This window comes from Pontibacter toksunensis (assembly GCF_042686245.1).
Lineage (GTDB): Bacteria > Bacteroidota > Bacteroidia > Cytophagales > Hymenobacteraceae > Pontibacter > Pontibacter toksunensis.
The window spans coordinates 90,052-104,142 of sequence record NZ_JBHUOX010000009.1; the positions used below are offsets into that span (position 1 = coordinate 90,052).

General features: G+C 50.9%; 15 protein-coding genes, 1 tRNA gene and 1 pseudogene. 9 read left to right on the forward strand and 8 right to left on the reverse strand.

Going from position 1 to position 14,091, the window contains the following annotated elements:
• Positions 1-179 precede the first annotated feature (179 nt).
• The 3 genes and pseudogenes from ACFS7Z_RS13410 to ACFS7Z_RS13420 all read right to left on the reverse strand — a co-directional run.
• On the reverse strand, positions 180-575 hold the full coding sequence (locus tag ACFS7Z_RS13410; RefSeq protein WP_377485325.1) for a hypothetical protein: 396 nt from the start codon (positions 573-575) through the stop codon (positions 180-182).
• Positions 576-988: 413 nt separating this feature from the next.
• Positions 989-1,390 (reverse strand): hypothetical protein, encoded by a 402-nt coding sequence (locus tag ACFS7Z_RS13415; RefSeq protein ID WP_377485327.1) that lies wholly within the window; start codon positions 1,388-1,390, stop codon positions 989-991.
• A 229-nt stretch (positions 1,391-1,619) separates the two neighbouring features.
• Positions 1,620-2,111: pseudogene (locus ACFS7Z_RS13420) on the reverse strand (transposase); the annotation flags it as partial.
• Between the two features lie 136 nt (positions 2,112-2,247).
• On the opposite strand from ACFS7Z_RS13420, the gene ACFS7Z_RS13425 reads away from it, so the two are divergent.
• Together ACFS7Z_RS13425 and ACFS7Z_RS13430 are read left to right on the forward strand one after the other, a co-directional pair.
• Positions 2,248-2,400 (forward strand): hypothetical protein, encoded by a 153-nt coding sequence (locus ACFS7Z_RS13425; protein ID WP_377485331.1) that lies wholly within the window; start codon positions 2,248-2,250, stop codon positions 2,398-2,400.
• Complete coding sequence (locus ACFS7Z_RS13430; RefSeq protein ID WP_377485333.1) at positions 2,397-3,356, forward strand: bestrophin family protein; 960 nt, start codon at positions 2,397-2,399, stop codon at positions 3,354-3,356. Before ACFS7Z_RS13425 ends, ACFS7Z_RS13430 begins: the two co-directional genes overlap by 4 nt.
• Positions 3,357-3,412: 56 nt before the next feature.
• Here ACFS7Z_RS13430 and ACFS7Z_RS13435 read toward each other — a convergent pair whose 3' ends face one another.
• Positions 3,413-3,862: a hypothetical protein gene (locus ACFS7Z_RS13435; protein WP_377485335.1), complete on the reverse strand. Its 450-nt coding sequence runs from the start codon at positions 3,860-3,862 to the stop codon at positions 3,413-3,415.
• A gap of 6 nt (positions 3,863-3,868) precedes the next feature.
• On the opposite strand from ACFS7Z_RS13435, the gene ACFS7Z_RS13440 reads away from it, so the two are divergent.
• The 3 genes from ACFS7Z_RS13440 to ACFS7Z_RS13450 all read left to right on the forward strand — a co-directional run bounded on the left by ACFS7Z_RS13440 (position 3,869) and on the right by ACFS7Z_RS13450 (position 5,568).
• Positions 3,869-4,084 (forward strand): hypothetical protein, encoded by a 216-nt coding sequence (locus tag ACFS7Z_RS13440; protein ID WP_377485337.1) that lies wholly within the window; start codon positions 3,869-3,871, stop codon positions 4,082-4,084.
• A gap of 399 nt (positions 4,085-4,483) precedes the next feature.
• Positions 4,484-4,672 (forward strand): hypothetical protein, encoded by a 189-nt coding sequence (locus tag ACFS7Z_RS13445; RefSeq protein ID WP_377485339.1) that lies wholly within the window; start codon positions 4,484-4,486, stop codon positions 4,670-4,672.
• On the forward strand, positions 4,657-5,568 hold the full coding sequence (locus ACFS7Z_RS13450; RefSeq protein WP_377485341.1) for an ATP-binding protein: 912 nt from the start codon (positions 4,657-4,659) through the stop codon (positions 5,566-5,568). Before ACFS7Z_RS13445 ends, ACFS7Z_RS13450 begins: the two co-directional genes overlap by 16 nt.
• Before the next feature lie 71 nt (positions 5,569-5,639).
• On the opposite strand, the gene ACFS7Z_RS13455 is transcribed toward ACFS7Z_RS13450, so the two are convergent.
• Entirely contained in the window at positions 5,640-5,840 is a 201-nt protein-coding gene (locus ACFS7Z_RS13455) for a hypothetical protein (protein ID WP_377485343.1), read from the reverse strand.
• Positions 5,841-6,029: 189 nt separating this feature from the next.
• On the opposite strand from ACFS7Z_RS13455, the gene ACFS7Z_RS13460 reads away from it, so the two are divergent.
• Positions 6,030-6,440, forward strand: a complete 411-nt coding sequence (locus tag ACFS7Z_RS13460) for a response regulator (protein WP_377485346.1) — start codon at positions 6,030-6,032, stop codon at positions 6,438-6,440.
• Positions 6,441-6,998: 558 nt separating this feature from the next.
• On the forward strand, positions 6,999-7,214 hold the full coding sequence (locus tag ACFS7Z_RS13465) for a hypothetical protein (protein WP_377485349.1): 216 nt from the start codon (positions 6,999-7,001) through the stop codon (positions 7,212-7,214).
• Positions 7,215-7,343: 129 nt separating this feature from the next.
• Here ACFS7Z_RS13465 and ACFS7Z_RS13470 read toward each other — a convergent pair whose 3' ends face one another.
• Positions 7,344-7,799 carry a hypothetical protein gene (locus ACFS7Z_RS13470; protein WP_377485353.1) on the reverse strand — a complete coding sequence of 152 codons (456 nt, stop codon included), beginning with the start codon at positions 7,797-7,799 and terminating at the stop codon, positions 7,344-7,346.
• Positions 7,800-8,177: 378 nt separating this feature from the next.
• Here ACFS7Z_RS13470 and ACFS7Z_RS13475 point away from each other — a divergent pair, with 378 nt between their 5' ends.
• Positions 8,178-8,330 (forward strand): hypothetical protein, encoded by a 153-nt coding sequence (locus ACFS7Z_RS13475; protein WP_377485356.1) that lies wholly within the window; start codon positions 8,178-8,180, stop codon positions 8,328-8,330.
• Positions 8,331-8,426: 96 nt separating this feature from the next.
• On the opposite strand, the gene ACFS7Z_RS13480 is transcribed toward ACFS7Z_RS13475, so the two are convergent.
• Both ACFS7Z_RS13480 and ACFS7Z_RS13485 read right to left on the reverse strand, forming a co-directional pair.
• Positions 8,427-8,498, reverse strand: a tRNA-Arg gene (locus tag ACFS7Z_RS13480).
• Positions 8,499-8,557: 59 nt separating this feature from the next.
• Positions 8,558-9,754 carry a Pycsar system effector family protein gene (locus tag ACFS7Z_RS13485; RefSeq protein WP_377485359.1) on the reverse strand — a complete coding sequence of 399 codons (1,197 nt, stop codon included), beginning with the start codon at positions 9,752-9,754 and terminating at the stop codon, positions 8,558-8,560.
• 442 nt (positions 9,755-10,196) lie between these two features.
• Here ACFS7Z_RS13485 and ACFS7Z_RS13490 point away from each other — a divergent pair, with 442 nt between their 5' ends.
• Complete coding sequence (locus ACFS7Z_RS13490; RefSeq protein WP_377485362.1) at positions 10,197-14,018, forward strand: BamA/TamA family outer membrane protein; 3,822 nt, start codon at positions 10,197-10,199, stop codon at positions 14,016-14,018.
• The last annotated feature ends 73 nt before the right edge of the window (positions 14,019-14,091 follow it).

Here is a 14,091-nt window from a genome sequence, read left to right on the forward strand (position 1 = left end):
CCAGGACCGCCTGCAGAGCAAGCTTGAATTATGCTGTTGCTTATCATAACAGATGTTCTATGGATCCTCCCCGATAAAAGTGCAACAGGCAGTGTGCAAGGTTACAAACCGTCTGTGCCTGTTGTAAACACTCGATTCCGGTTGAACTGCTGTCCCAGTAAAGGCCTTTGCAGGTGGAGTCAACTTGAGGTGAGCCAGTCCATTGCTTCCTCCACGGAGCCGAAGTTCCGCATCGGGATCGTTAGGTTTGTCTCCTGCCTGACCTCACTTATAGGCTTCTCCCTGGCGGTGCTCTCCGTTACAACCCGCGCAAGCTTCTGTAGACGGGTGCCTACTAAGTCCTTGGCGAACTGGAGTATGATCGCCTTATACCTGGAGTCGGGAACCTGAACCATCCTGTTCCTGGTGTCTGTCACAAGGTATTTGATGTCATAGGTCCTGACAGTTTCAATGACAACACTTAAGACATACTCGGCCTCACTCACAGTGTATTCGCTGAAGTCGGGCCAGGCGACAAACAGCACATCCCTGGCAGGGTCATAGTCAAGCTTTACTACTGGGTCGGGTATGATCATTGAGTGCTGGTTTTTGTTCCGTCTTCCGACAACCTTAAATACAGGGCAATGATCCAAATCTTTTTCTCCCTTGATGATCTTTCGCTCACGGAAGATAAAGGTGAATAGAAGGCAGGAGAAAGGGTGTAATCTAATCTGATAAGGCTGTTGTCGAACAGGACCATTAGCGTAAGGTTAACGCGCCTACAAAGGCACAAAGGTTAATGATGTACAACATCTATTCAGCCACAAAAGTGCTGCGCGCGCAGTCAATTGCTTTCCTTCAGGCTCCGCTCAAATACTGCCTCTTAGCTTCCGGCACTCCTCGGTCAAAAAAGGCATGGAGCGCACGGGCGAAGAGGCAGCCGTTGAGACACAGGTGAAGAAGATTATACATGCGATTTTGACTTTAAGGCTGAACACGCCACCTGATGTCACTCCATCACCCTCAGCCAAGCCAGTGCGGTTTCCTTACTGTCGAAGGTGGTGGCGATGACGCCCCTGATGCCGTAGCCGAGGGACTTGTCTGCCGAGAGCCTGCTGTACTGGTTAGGGGAGTAGACCCAGGCAAAGTGCCTGCATCCCGCCTTATGCATCCTGGGAAACCAGTCCACTGCTACCCACTCGGAAGCGTCGTCCCAGATGCTGGTGACGCGGCTGTTGTCGTTGAGCACCTTCTTGCAGTGATGCAGTTTGAGGTAGTACAGCATCTTGTCGCACCCGTCCATCACGCTCTCCTTTGTCTGGTCGCCTGTCCAGTCCGCATACAGCACATCCTCTACCACATCGTAGGAGATGGTTATATGTGGCTCAGTCGTTAGTATTCTCCCGGTCACTTCGGTTGTTGAATTAGATAAATATTGTTAAGCCATTGACCGTGGCTCGCCCCTCGCATACGTAGCCTTTCTGAGTTCGGTGGCACGAAACTAAGGCAAAATGCAGCCGTTGGCAAGCAGGCTATTCTTTTGGCCTGCAACCACTACAGAACTGTAGTCGTTTGGGAAGCATGTAAGTTGTAACAAACAGTCAAGGGGCCCTCATTTTTGGGGCCTCTTGCTGTTGCATTGACTCCACTGGCTGCTTTAGCAGCAGGCCGTCCATGGAGGCATTGGCCTTCACGGGCGCTGAGTCTAAGGCCTGTGTGTCACCCCTGACCATACCCTTCTCCACGCACAGGCTGAAGACCCTGTCAAAGAGCGACTCTAACACAGCCTCGGGGAAAAGCTGGCAAGTGCGGGATACGGTGGAGTGCCAGAGCAGGGGCTCCTCGAGCTGGTAGCCCAGAAAGTAAAGCAGGTCCAGGCGTAGGCTGCAGTGCTCGATGAGCCTGCGGTCAGAGGTAATGTTCTCCAGGTAGCCCACCAGGCAGAGCTTGAAGAACACCACCGGGTTAATGCTTTGCTGTCCACACTTACCGTAGTAGCCCCGCGTCAGTTCGGCAAGGAAGCTCAGGTCCAACTGCTGCTTGAGCCGGCGGTAAAAGTTATGCTCCGGCACGTGCGCTGAGAGCGAGAAGAGTAGCTCCTTCTCATCTTTAAAAGTTTTCTTGCCCTGCATAGCTACAAGCAATAGGTCATTATCCTTCAACGGCTATCTTCAGCTGGTTGTGCAACAGCCACTCACGTTTTCCGGGACAAGGTTGAGCTTTTTTTCGAACTAGGTGCCTGCAACTAGACTTAACAGCTTTCAACTAATGCCAGGCCAAATCAACAAGCCTGTGCCGGAGCTCCGGCACGTGGCGATACAGCGGGAGCCGGTCGCTAAGCCAGGCAGCGTAATAGTTGGAATGTCAAAACTATTCTCCTCGCCGGAAGTAAACAGCTTCGTACTTTATACTGTTAAATGATAGTCCGGAGAAATTTGAGCTGGAGGGGCATCCTCCACTATACATGGAAAAGCCTGCTTTACTACCTGCTGCTGGCAGTCGCTGTTTACCTTGCCCATGACCATTACCAAGTGGCTTACCTGAGTATGCCTTTCAACACCGTTACTGCCCTGAGCACGGCGCTGGCTATCTTTCTTGGCTTCAAGAGCAACAGTGCCTATGAAAGGTGGTGGGAAGGCCGCAAGATTTGGGGGCTGCTGGTGAACTACAGCCGCGCCTGGACACGCCAGGTGACTACGATGGTCATTCCCGGTGAAGAATCGGAGGCTGCAGCCGCAAAAGAGCTGCAGCGGCGGATGGTGTACAGGCACATTGCCTTTGTGCATGCGCTGCGCGTGTTCCTGCGGATAAAGCACGCCTACAACGAAACAGCCCAGGAAGAAATTTACGAGGAGACCAACAGATACACCGACGTACAGGCTTTTCTACCGGAAGATGAGTTTGAGGCTTTCTACCACAAAAACAATCCTCCCAACTTCCTGCTTGAGCTGCAGGGCGAGGATTTGCAGCGGGCCTTCAAGAGAGGCTGGCTCTCAGATTACCGGTTTGTAAAACTGGAGGACACGCTGGTGGAGTTCAACAACATCCAGGGCATGAGTGAGCGAATTAAGAACACGCCCTTCCCGCGCCAGTACAGCTTTTTCTCCCGGGTTTTTGTGTTTATACATGCCTCGCTGCTGCCTTTCGCCTTTGTTAGTGAGTTGGGCCTGGCCACCATTCCTGTCTCCGTTGTCATTTCCTTTGTGTTCTTGGCACTGGACCTGGTGGGTGAGCGAACCGAGGACCCTTTCGAGAACAGACTGGAGGATGTGCCACTCACCGCCCTCAGCCTCACTATAGAAACCAACGTCAAGGAACAGTGGGGCGACAAAGACTTTCCTGCCGGGCAGCAGACGCAGGAGGGCATTGTTTTGTAACACTCCTGTTCAGGTGTTCAGGCCGCATCGTCGGGTTAGCATGCAGGGGGCGGAGCTTAGTCCGGGAGCGTAAGGTAGTGTTCCGTCTGGGGGAAGAGAAAGGTACTGTTCCTGACTGCCTCCACGTCCGCACACAGGTTGTAGTGAAGGTGACGGATAACATAGGAGCCTGTACTCAGCTGCTGAAGGTGCGAGCACAGCGCATCAAGCCTTTGCAGGTAGTCCCCGTCTCTTTCGGCCTCTGGCAGCGCCATGTCCAGAAACATGTCGATGGCCGAGAGCTGCGGAAAAGCGGGTAAATGTTTGGCAACGGTAGCCTGAAGACTCCTGATGATGAGGCAGTATTTTGATTTTATGCCGAGGTTGTCAGGCGCGTGTATTGCATTGAGCGTCATGGTAGTAGTAGTAGTAGTAGTAGTATCAACCCAAAGCGAACGAATATAAGCTACGATATGAGCTTGCCTGGAATCATTGGTGAACATGCCTTGCCCGTTGTACAGATTCATCCAGCTATGAGCAGCACATGTTTCAGTAAGGACATAAAATCAGGAGAAATAATTCAGAACCCACTATTGAAGCAGCAGGAACTGCCTCACAGAAGCGGTGCAGGTAACAGCTCTATTCAGACAAGCCGTCACCTGCACCGCTTCTATCCGTTTTTTAGTCTCCTGCCCCACGTTTCATGGGACAGTGGGACAGACATACACCACCTTAACAGCAAGGGCTAACACCACAGCAAAGCGGTTTTCCATTTTGCCGGTTTCCCGGATGGCAGCAGTTCAGCTCAATGTACAGCAACACCTGGTGGCAACACAAGGCAACGCTTTGCAACATGCCAGCAAAGCTGCTCCTGCTGTATTAAAATTCCGCCGTTTTCCGGGACGAGGCATAGCTGTAAACAGCAGCTCTGCCATCTTCCATCAGCGTTGTATTGGTTAAGTAACTTGTTCTCTAAGAACACAGGTTCGTCTTGATTTCATTACTGGTTTTTGTCTGAATGCACAGCGGTTTATAGAGCTTAAGCGCCTCATCCTAACATGGAAAGTAAAGGACCGTATTCTGGCTTATTACCTGTATATTTAGCAATATAAGTACATATTAGAAATATAAATACATATCCCCTGCCAATGGCACAATCATCAAACAAGACAGATGCACACAGAAAGCTTATTAAGCTGAACGATGAACTGGAAAATTATTTCAGTAACACAATTATACCTCAGTTATTTGTAGATGCGGACATGATACTGCGCAAGTTCACCCCTCCTGCAATGAGGCATTCAACCTCTCAGCCCAAGACGTGGGAAGGCACATAGACGAGGTGTCGAGCAACATCCGCTTCCCCACCATCATCGAGAACATCGAAGAAGTGATACAAAGCAGCAAGGACCTGGAGAAGGAAATCCAGACAACAGACAAAAGGTGGTACCAGTTGAACATCCTGCCCTACATCGTCCGGAAAGAGAATAAAACCAATGGCGTCATCATCACCTTCATCGACATCAACGACCGCATTGACATGCTGAGGCGGTATGAGAAGCTCAACAAGCGGTATGAAAATATCATTTTCTCCATGTCCCATGACATCAAAGGTCCCCTCTCCAACATCGAAGGATTGATTGACGCATTGAGGGACATGCAGGGAGACGACGCCGACACGAAGCCTGTCATGGACATGCTGAGCCAGTCTGTGCGCAACCTGCGCAGCACAGTTGTGGAACTCTCAGACATAGGAGAGAGCGACACCGACTTCGCCAGGGTGCCGGAGCGGGTGAATCTCGGAAACATGATAGAGGATGCAAAGCTCGCCCTGAAAGATAAGATATATGAAGCAGGGGCACAGATAAAGACTGAAATAAACGAACCCGAGATCATCCTGTCCCGCAAGAACGTCAGGAGCATCGTCTACAACCTGCTGAGCAATGCCATCAAGTACAAAGCACCGGACAGAGCACCAGATATTTTCATCAAAACCGAGGCGTCAGGTGGTTATATCCGGCTCTCTGTCAGCGATAATGGGCGTGGCATAGCGGATGACAAGAAGGAGGCGATATTCGAGCGGCACACCAGACTCAGGAGTGACGTGGAAGGTTGGGGTATGGGGCTGTTCATCGTGAAGAGACTGACGGAAGATACAGGGGGGAAGGTAGAGGTGGAGAGCATACTGGGCGAGGGCACCACCTTTCACGTCTGTCTCAAAAGGCAGCGGTAAAGACAGCGACAGACAGAGAATATTTGCTCCATTAGGCGGGGCACTTAAGCTTCCTCCAGCCACAGCGCATGCTAGCTTCCCCGCATTTTCTTTTTCTCGTTCCGCAACTCCCGCAGCCTGTCCTTCAACTCCTCCCGGAGCGGCTGGCTTTCACGGTGCAGGTCATGGTCCTCCTTTGTCAGGGCGTGAAGGTAGAACAGGCACTGAGCGGCTTCAAGCGCACTCAGCTGCTTTACCTCCGTTTTCTTGATATATTCATATAAAAAAGACATGTACAATTTTACGGCACTTGTCTTTCTGTTGCTGCCGAATTATTACTGAACGTCAAGGAGTAAAATACTGAAATAGCAGGTGCTACTACTTAAATAGAACAATTCTCAGGTTAGATGACATCTACTTCGTCTACTTCTCGTTGCGTGTGGTAGGGAGTAGAGGTGCAGGGGAGAAAGATAATTTAAGGTATGAAGTTGATTTCAAGGATCTTACTCGTTGATGATGATGTTACTTATTTATTCATCACGCAGCGGTTGCTCAGGAAACTGTGGGCGGTGGTGGAGGTGCAAACCGCAGTGAACGGGGAGGATGCCTTAAAGCTGTTGAAGGAGAGGACCGAAATAGAGCAGCTGCCGGAACTTATCATTTCCGATATTGAAATGCCTGTGATGAACGGTCTCACTTTTATGGAAGAACTGCATAGGCTGAACCTTGTTGACTTCAACAGCACGAAGCTTGTACTCAACAGCAGTAGCCTGATTTACAAAAACGTAGACAGGGCAGGTGTGGATTCGGCAGTGACCTTCCTTTCCAAGCCAATGACGAGGGAGAAAATACTTCGTGTCATTGGCGAAGAAGCAGGTAAAGCTTCTTTCTGATGTTTTGCTACCATGCACCTTCCTCACAGTAGAAGTACACTCTTATCTGTACTCTTTCCTCATTCGGTGGCGTCAGGAACGTTACCTCTACCTTGTCGCTCTCGTTATAGTGCTGATTCCTGTGGCAACAGCCGCCATCCTGCACCTGGAGTGGTAGTCCACTAACATCTGCCCGCTGCCTTTTATGTCACACCGAGCACGAAATGCGCTATTAAGTAAGATCAAAGTAGCTGCTTGGGAGCCTCCGCTTTTTGCTATATCTCGCCGCCTTCAAAACAACCAAAGGGGCACCGCTTTTAAAAGACAGTGCCCCTTTGTCCGTAACTTTTGGAGATACAGAAACTTCCCATTATGGTTTACCTTTAAAAGCCGGAAAGATTAGGGCAATACCTGTCAACAGCAGGCTTTGCGGACTCAACAGCCTTAAACATTTAGTGTGCGGCAGTTTCCGTTCAAACTAAAACCACCGGTCTTAACGTTAGCTTCATATACATAGGAAGATAGCTGTTTGAGGGGCTGCGCAAAAGTCAGCCCTTTCTCATTTTTAAAGCAGGCACCATGCAAAACGAACTTCCACAGGAGCGGGTGACCCTCTCCTTTATGGACGCTGACTTTCTTGTCATAGCGGTAGACGTCAACCACTGCAGCGCAGAGATAAAGTGGCTGCGGCAAGTCAGCAGCGAGGAGTGCCGGCGCGGGCTTAAACTTGTCTTGCACATCGCTGCAGCGCTGAAGACGGAGCTCCGGAAAACGCAGGCGCTGGTGCAGGCATGAACCAGATGGCCTGGTCAGGTCATCCTGGACTGCTCCGGGGTGGCAAGGGGTCTCCCCCCTTTCGAATGCTATGATAAGCCGCGTCAGCAGCTTCAGCTCCTTTGCCTCCTCAGAGCCGGGGCTCTGTCATTAAAAAGAGGGGGCGTTATCAGAGGGAGTCTGTGAAAGCAGCCAATGCCTGGCTTCACCCTTGGCTAAGAAGACGTCCATGGCGATGACACGGGCAAGGGCAGGGGTATGAAGCACTATGCTCTTTGTCTGGATACTGGACATGAGCTCATAGTTGTTGATGTTCACCACAAAAGCCACCCGGTGGCGGTGCCGCCTGCTGAAAGACGGGAAGAGCTCATTTATCAGCCAGTTCTGGTCTGCCATTTCCATGTAGTGCAGTTTGCGCATGTCGCACAGCCATGCTGTCAGCTGGGATGATGTGGCATGGCGCAAAGCCTCTAAAAGCAGGCTCCTTAGCGGCTGTCCGTTGCAGTGGGTGGACCAATAGAGCTGTACCAGGCGGTGTTCCCTGTCACACTCTATTTTCCCGTTCTCATCTGAATATACCTGAACCAAAGCCGTAGCTTCGCGCATTGAGACGCCCCTATGGTATGATAACGTAATACAAATTAAGTGTTTGCCTGAAAGGTGCTGCCTCAAAAGGGGAAGCACTGTGCATGAAGGCTTCAGCTACTTGTATGCTTTAAGAAGAAGGATTGGTTAAGAAGCCGCATAAAGTGAGAAAGCAACTTAATTGAGCTTGTGGAATGGTACGTCCCTTGATACACTGTGAATAAAGAATGCTTTGGCGCTGGGTATGACCTGATTGGAGCCGGTGGGAAAGGAGGAAGTTGGCTGCTATAAGGCACCTCCCCTTCCTCCACTTGCCAGCAGCCATGCCGATAGTCCCTTCATCTTTGTTACAGCAGGAGTGTGATACAGACAAAAGGGAGCAGGCTCTTCTAAAAGTGTATGATTTTCGTTGAGGAAGAACTAGCAAGAGTTGCTACAAGAGCTGTTTATATACAAAACAAACCAGATAACTTTTTCAAAATTGAGCACAACAATACTGCAGATAATGGATTTGACGTCTGGAAAGAGGAATTAGATGCTAATTTAGTATAGTTTTCCTTATCCCTACAGTTAATAAGGAGTTACCGTCCGATATATGTCCGAACTAAATAAAAAAGCCTCTATACTGTACGTATAGGGGCTTTTTTGTGGCCTTGCCAGGAATCGAACCTGGATCTAAAGTTTAGGAAACTTCTATTCTATCCGTTGAACTACAAGGCCGGTAAATTCTGCTGCAAATGTACGGGAATTACATCCGTTTTACAAGCAACCTGCATCCCTTAATAAGTAGCGAAGGCAATAGCAAAACCGATAACAGTAAGTACCAGACCTATCATAAATACAGAGTAGGAGATGCGCAGTATCCTGTACTTGCGGCTCAGCACGTCGCCCAGGAAATAAATATCGGTGATCATGTTGTTGTAAAGTGCTTTCTTGTCGCGCATGATATCGTGCATGCCGTCCTGAAAGCCCTCCAGGGGCAACTTGCTGAAGTTGCCGAAGAAAAGCAGGCTGACATTGCGAGTGTTCACCTTCTTTTTCTTTCTGTTGATATTAAAACTGGTTACCTCGGGCTGCGCTGATATGATGGCAAAAACGAGGGACCCCAAGGTCGTGAGCAAAAGCAGGCTGATAGGGATGATAATGGTGCGGTGCTGGGCAAACTCAGTGCCTATAATGGCAGACTGGGCGCTGAGGTACGTAATCACAATGGACAGGATAATAGCGTTGAGGCTGATCATCATGTTAGCCTTGTTATCAGCCATGGCGCTGAGGTCCAGGTGGGTGCGGTAGGTGCTCCGGAACATCGTCTCGATACCCCGCTTAGGCTGCGCCAGTGTCTCCCGTTGCTTCTTGTCCTTTTTCTTCTTCTTCTTGTCTTCCTGACTCAGGTGCTCACGCTGCTCCTGTATGTTCAGACCCAGCTGCGCTGCAAACGTGTGCTGTGCCTGGTTGGTGTGGAAGTTCGTGGAGAGCAGGAAATCCATCTGGAACTGCGCCCACTCCCTGTCTGAGAAGAACTTGTCCAGGAAAATCTCCCACTCCACGCGCAGCAGCTCAGCAGTGGCTGAGAAAGTAGGCTTGCCTATGTTCGCCAAATCAGCATCTACCAGCAGTTCCTGCAGCAGGTCCTGCGGCTGAATGTCGTGCTTGGTGGCCATAATCATGCCTTCAATCCGCTGGATGCGCTCTGCCGGATAGCCCTGTGCTGTCAGCCACTCCCCCGCATAGCGGATGCTCTCCTCCTCATGGCCTTTGTAGGCGTTCACGTAGCCAGTGTCATGAAACCAAGCTGCCAGCAGCAGGTCCTGCAAATCGGCTGCTTCTAAGTTGCTTTTTACCCCAAGGTCCTGTGCCACAGACACCACCTCCAGGGTATGCCGGTAATTGTGGTATACCAGCTTCTTTGAAAGTTTTTCTTTGAATAAATTAAAAACAAACTCTCTGGCTTGTTCAACGAGTTTAGGTTCTTCCATAAATGGTTTTGCTTCTGTTGTGGGCGCGAGGAATGCTGAGCGCGAAATCTCAAGCCTGACAGCCCTGCAGTGCTGCACATGCAAACACACAGTTGCTTGCGGTTACGGTATAATACGGCTTTTTGTTAGTAAACGGGCATTAAATTCGGGTTTAGCCGGGTGCAGGCAGCAACAACTAAAAGCGGCCCTATCTCGTTTATCAATGTCAGTCCTGCTGCTCCCAGAGGCAACAAAACAGTAGAAAATGAGGTCAGGGACACACAGCTATAGAACCAACTATGCAGTATCCAGCCTCCTTTCTTATACAGCGGCAGCTATCAGTATGGTGCAGTGATAGCAGGGCAAAATGCTATATTCCTCCTGTGCCATGGCAACAGTTATACCTGGTGCAGGGGCTACAGGCAATTGCCCTTCAGCAGGGCATGTTATACCTCAGTAACATATGATTCGAAATTTACTAAAGTGGCAGGGACTGCGTTCCCTCCTTGTGTGGCAGGTTACTTTAAGCCTTACCCTTTCTGCCTGCGTTTCTTTAGAGCCTTACTACAGCAACGAAGCCCAGAACTGGCAAAAGGAAAAGCCGGCTCCTGAAAGCGAGGTGCTGTACAGCGTCTTCCTGATTGGGGATGTAGGCGCCCCTGACCTGGAGAACGGAGAGCCCTCCATGATGCTGATGCGCCGGCAGATGGAAGTGGCAGGCGCAAAAAGTGCCACCATCTTTCTGGGTGATAACGTGTACATGAACGGCTTGCCGCTCCCTGACAAGTACGACAGGGAGGTATCGGAGAAGCGCCTGAATGCGCAGCTCGATATTTTGCGGGGCTATGAGGGGGAGAAATACATGATACCCGGCAACCACGACTGGAACCACAGCGGGCGCGGCGGCCTGGAGGCCGTTACCCGTGAGCAGCGCTATGTGAATGAATACCTCACCGATGAGAACATTGTAGTGGGTGGTGATTTTTATGTGCCCGGCGATGGCTGCCCCGGGCCCTATGAGGTAATGCTGAGCGATAACCTGGTGCTGATCGCCCTCGACACAGAGTGGTGGCTGCACCCTTTCGACAGGCCCTACGGCGACAACAGTAGCTGTGGTGCCTCCACTGAGGAAGAACTGCTGGTGCAACTGGAAGATGTTATCGAAAAGCACCGGGGCAGGGATATACTGGTGGTGGGCCACCACCCGCTTATAACGCGCGGGGAGCATGGCGGCTTCTTTACCATCAAAGACCATCTGTTTCCGCTTACCATGCTGCGCAAATGGATGTACCTGCCACTGCCTGTGATCGGCTCCATTTATCCTTTTGCACGAAAGTACGGTGGAATTCTGCAGGATATTCCGCACCCCCGCTACCAGGCCTATATAGAGGGCGTAATGGAGATATTTACCAAGTATGGTAATATAACGTACGCGGCTGGGCACGAGCATGGGCTGGAGTACTTCAACTATAACGGACTACCACATATTGTAAGCGGCTCCGGCTGTAAAGTAGATTACTTAAAGCCAGGTGGTGCCGCCACATACCTGCAGACTGTGAAGGGCTATGTGCGGGTAAACTACCATGAGAACGGGGAGGTGTGGTCCGAGTTCTGGGTGCCGACAGATAAGACGGGAACTACGGGAGAAATAATGTTCCGCACAAGACTATATGCCAAAGAACCTCCAAAGGAGAACCCGCCGATAACTGATAACACAAACTACGCCGATAGCACCATCACCCTGGCAGCCAATACCTCTTACAAGGCCCCTAAGCTGCGCAAAAAGCTGCTGGGAGAGCACTATCGCGATGAATGGGCAACTCCTGTAGAAGTACCGCTGCTGGACCTGAAAAATGAACTGGGGGGGCTGACCCCGTACCAGAAGGGCGGTGGCAAGCAAACTGCCGCGCTGAAAGTGCGCAATCCTGATGCGAAAGAATATACCCTGCGCAGCATAAACAAGAGCTCATCAAAGGTGCTCCCCGAGTTTCTGCGCGAAGTAGCAGTCAGTGCTCTGCTACAGGACCAGACTTCTTCACAGCACCCCTACGGCTCTCTGATTGTACCTCCCCTGGCCGATGCAGCAGGGGTGTTTCATACTAACCCGAAACTGGTTTACATCCCCAACACTCCTTATTTGAGGCAGTACCAGGATGAGTTTGGAAATATGTTGGCCATTCTGGAGGAAGACCCGGATGAGAACCATGAGGAGATTGCCAGTTTGGGCAATGCAGAGAACCTGGTGGGCACCGATAAACTACTGGAAGAGCTGGAACAGGACAACGACAATGAGGTAGACCAGCCGGAGTATGTGCGGGCGCGGCTGTTTGACATGTTCATCGGCGACTGGGATCGCCATGAGGGGCAATGGCGCTGGGTAGAAGAGAAGAAAGAAGGTAAAGGAAAACTTTATATTCCGGTGCCCGAAGACCGCGACCAGGCATTCTTTAAGGCTGAGGGCATCTTGCCCTGGCTGGCCACGCGCAAGTGGGGCATCCGGAATATCCGGAGCTTCGGGCATGAGTACCGCGACATTGTGGGCCTTAACCTGAACGGGCTGACGCTGGACAGGACCTTTACCTCAAAGATTACTAGGCAGGAATGGCTCCGGATTGCCGAGGACATCAAGCAAAGCATGACAGACGAGGTGATTGAGAAGGCTGTGCTGCAGTGGCCGGAACCTATACGCCAGTTGTCAGCCGATGAGATTGTGTCGAAGCTAAAGTCCAGAAGAGACAAGCTACCGCAGGCCGCAGCGAAGTACTATGACTTTCTGGTGCAGTACGTTGATATAACCGGCAGCGATAAGCACGAGCGCTTTGTGATCAACCGCATCAATAATGAAGAGATGCAGGTGTTGGGGTATAAGATCTCAAAGGAAGGAGAGATACTGGAGCCCCTGTATGACCGCACTTTTTACACCGATGAGACCAAAGAAATTCGCCTCTACGGCAGGGATGGAAGGGACCAGTTTATTGTATCAGGAAGTGTTGACAAGAGCATACTTGTACGCATCATTGCCGGTGGAGATGAAGACTTGGTGGTAGACTCCTCGTATGTAAGCGGCCTGAAAGAGTATACGATTGTCTATGATACGGCTGAGGGCAACGTATTTAACTTTGGCAGCGAGACGGATGACAAAACAGAGCCTTATGAAGAGGTAAACCTTTACGACCGTGACAATTACAAACCTGCTTATGTAGCCCCCCGCTTCTCGGCTGCTTATAACGTGGACGATGGACCACTGTTGGGCGCGGGCCTGCTGCTGCGCACCCACGGGTTCAGGAAGTATCCCCATGCTGCAGAGCACCTGCTGGAGGGAAACTATGCCTTCCTGACAAACTCATATGATGTACGCTACAGAGCAGACCTGCGCGATGTGGTGGGAAATTGGAACTTGGCCTTCAATGCCCATCTGCAGGGGCCACAGTTTCAGCGCAACTTCTACGGTCTCGGAAACCACACCGAGCAGGCTCCTGACCTTAATGATGAATATTACAGGGTGCGCTATGAGCGCCAGTCGCTGAGCGCAGCCTTTTTCAGACACCCGGTGGCGTTTGTGAGGATAGGTTTTGGACCAACTTACGACAGGTTCAGGGTAACAATGCCAGAGGGGGAAACTTTTCTGCTTAACCAGGCAAGGCAAGGCCGCCTGCGTGATGGAACCTACAAACCTGAAACAGGCAAGTTTGACTCGCAGCACTATGTAGGAGTGAGAGCTTTTACCGAACTGAAAGTGCTCGGTGGGGGCAGTACAGAGGCTAACCCGCGTATAGGCATGCGCTGGTACAACACCATCAGCTATAACAAACAGGTGGGAGGCGAGCAGCTAAGCTACACCAACTTTAGCTCAGAGTTCCGTTTTTACCTCAGCCCTTATTTCCCGTTTCAGCTAACATGGGCGGGCAGAGTAGGCGCCGCACACAACTTCGGGGACTATCGCTTTTACCAAGCCAATACCTTGGGAGGCACGGAGAATCTGCGGGGCTACCGCCGTACCCGCTTTGCTGGTCGTAGCAGCGTGTACGCCAATGGCGAGGCACGCCTACAACTGCTGGACTATAACCTGTTCCTCGTTCCGGGTAAATTCGGAATACTCGGGTTGTTGGATGCAGGCAGGGTGTATATGGATGACGAGCCCAAAGAAGCTTTCTTCCGCAGCTTGCATTTAGGGTATGGCGGTGGCCTGTGGATGGATGTATTAAGCCGCTCCGTACTTTCGCTTAGTTATACCGCAGGCGAGGAAGAGGAACTGCTGATGCTGAATTTCGGATTCTTTTTCTAACAGAATGAGGCTACAGTAGTATAGAGAAATACCCGTTTTGCACATCCCAGAACGAAGACCCAATAATAAACCT

What these genes read in the sequence shown, in the direction of transcription:
- ACFS7Z_RS13410 (WP_377485325.1), bottom strand. Translation starts at nt 575, where the DNA reads ATGATCATACCCGACCCAGTAGTAAAGCTTGACTATGACCCTGCCAGG.
- ACFS7Z_RS13425 (WP_377485331.1), top strand. Translation starts at nt 2,248, where the DNA reads ATGCCAGGCCAAATCAACAAGCCTGTGCCGGAGCTCCGGCACGTGGCG.
- ACFS7Z_RS13430 (WP_377485333.1), top strand. Translation starts at nt 2,397, where the DNA reads ATGATAGTCCGGAGAAATTTGAGCTGGAGGGGCATCCTCCACTATACA.
- ACFS7Z_RS13435 (WP_377485335.1), bottom strand. Translation starts at nt 3,862, where the DNA reads ATGAATCTGTACAACGGGCAAGGCATGTTCACCAATGATTCCAGGCAA.
- ACFS7Z_RS13440 (WP_377485337.1), top strand. Translation starts at nt 3,869, where the DNA reads ATGAGCAGCACATGTTTCAGTAAGGACATAAAATCAGGAGAAATAATT.
- ACFS7Z_RS13445 (WP_377485339.1), top strand. Translation starts at nt 4,484, where the DNA reads ATGGCACAATCATCAAACAAGACAGATGCACACAGAAAGCTTATTAAG.
- ACFS7Z_RS13455 (WP_377485343.1), bottom strand. Translation starts at nt 5,840, where the DNA reads ATGTCTTTTTTATATGAATATATCAAGAAAACGGAGGTAAAGCAGCTG.
- ACFS7Z_RS13460 (WP_377485346.1), top strand. Translation starts at nt 6,030, where the DNA reads ATGAAGTTGATTTCAAGGATCTTACTCGTTGATGATGATGTTACTTAT.
- ACFS7Z_RS13465 (WP_377485349.1), top strand. Translation starts at nt 6,999, where the DNA reads ATGCAAAACGAACTTCCACAGGAGCGGGTGACCCTCTCCTTTATGGAC.
- ACFS7Z_RS13470 (WP_377485353.1), bottom strand. Translation starts at nt 7,799, where the DNA reads ATGCGCGAAGCTACGGCTTTGGTTCAGGTATATTCAGATGAGAACGGG.
- ACFS7Z_RS13475 (WP_377485356.1), top strand. Translation starts at nt 8,178, where the DNA reads ATGATTTTCGTTGAGGAAGAACTAGCAAGAGTTGCTACAAGAGCTGTT.
- ACFS7Z_RS13485 (WP_377485359.1), bottom strand. Translation starts at nt 9,754, where the DNA reads ATGGAAGAACCTAAACTCGTTGAACAAGCCAGAGAGTTTGTTTTTAAT.
- ACFS7Z_RS13490 (WP_377485362.1), top strand. Translation starts at nt 10,197, where the DNA reads ATGATTCGAAATTTACTAAAGTGGCAGGGACTGCGTTCCCTCCTTGTG.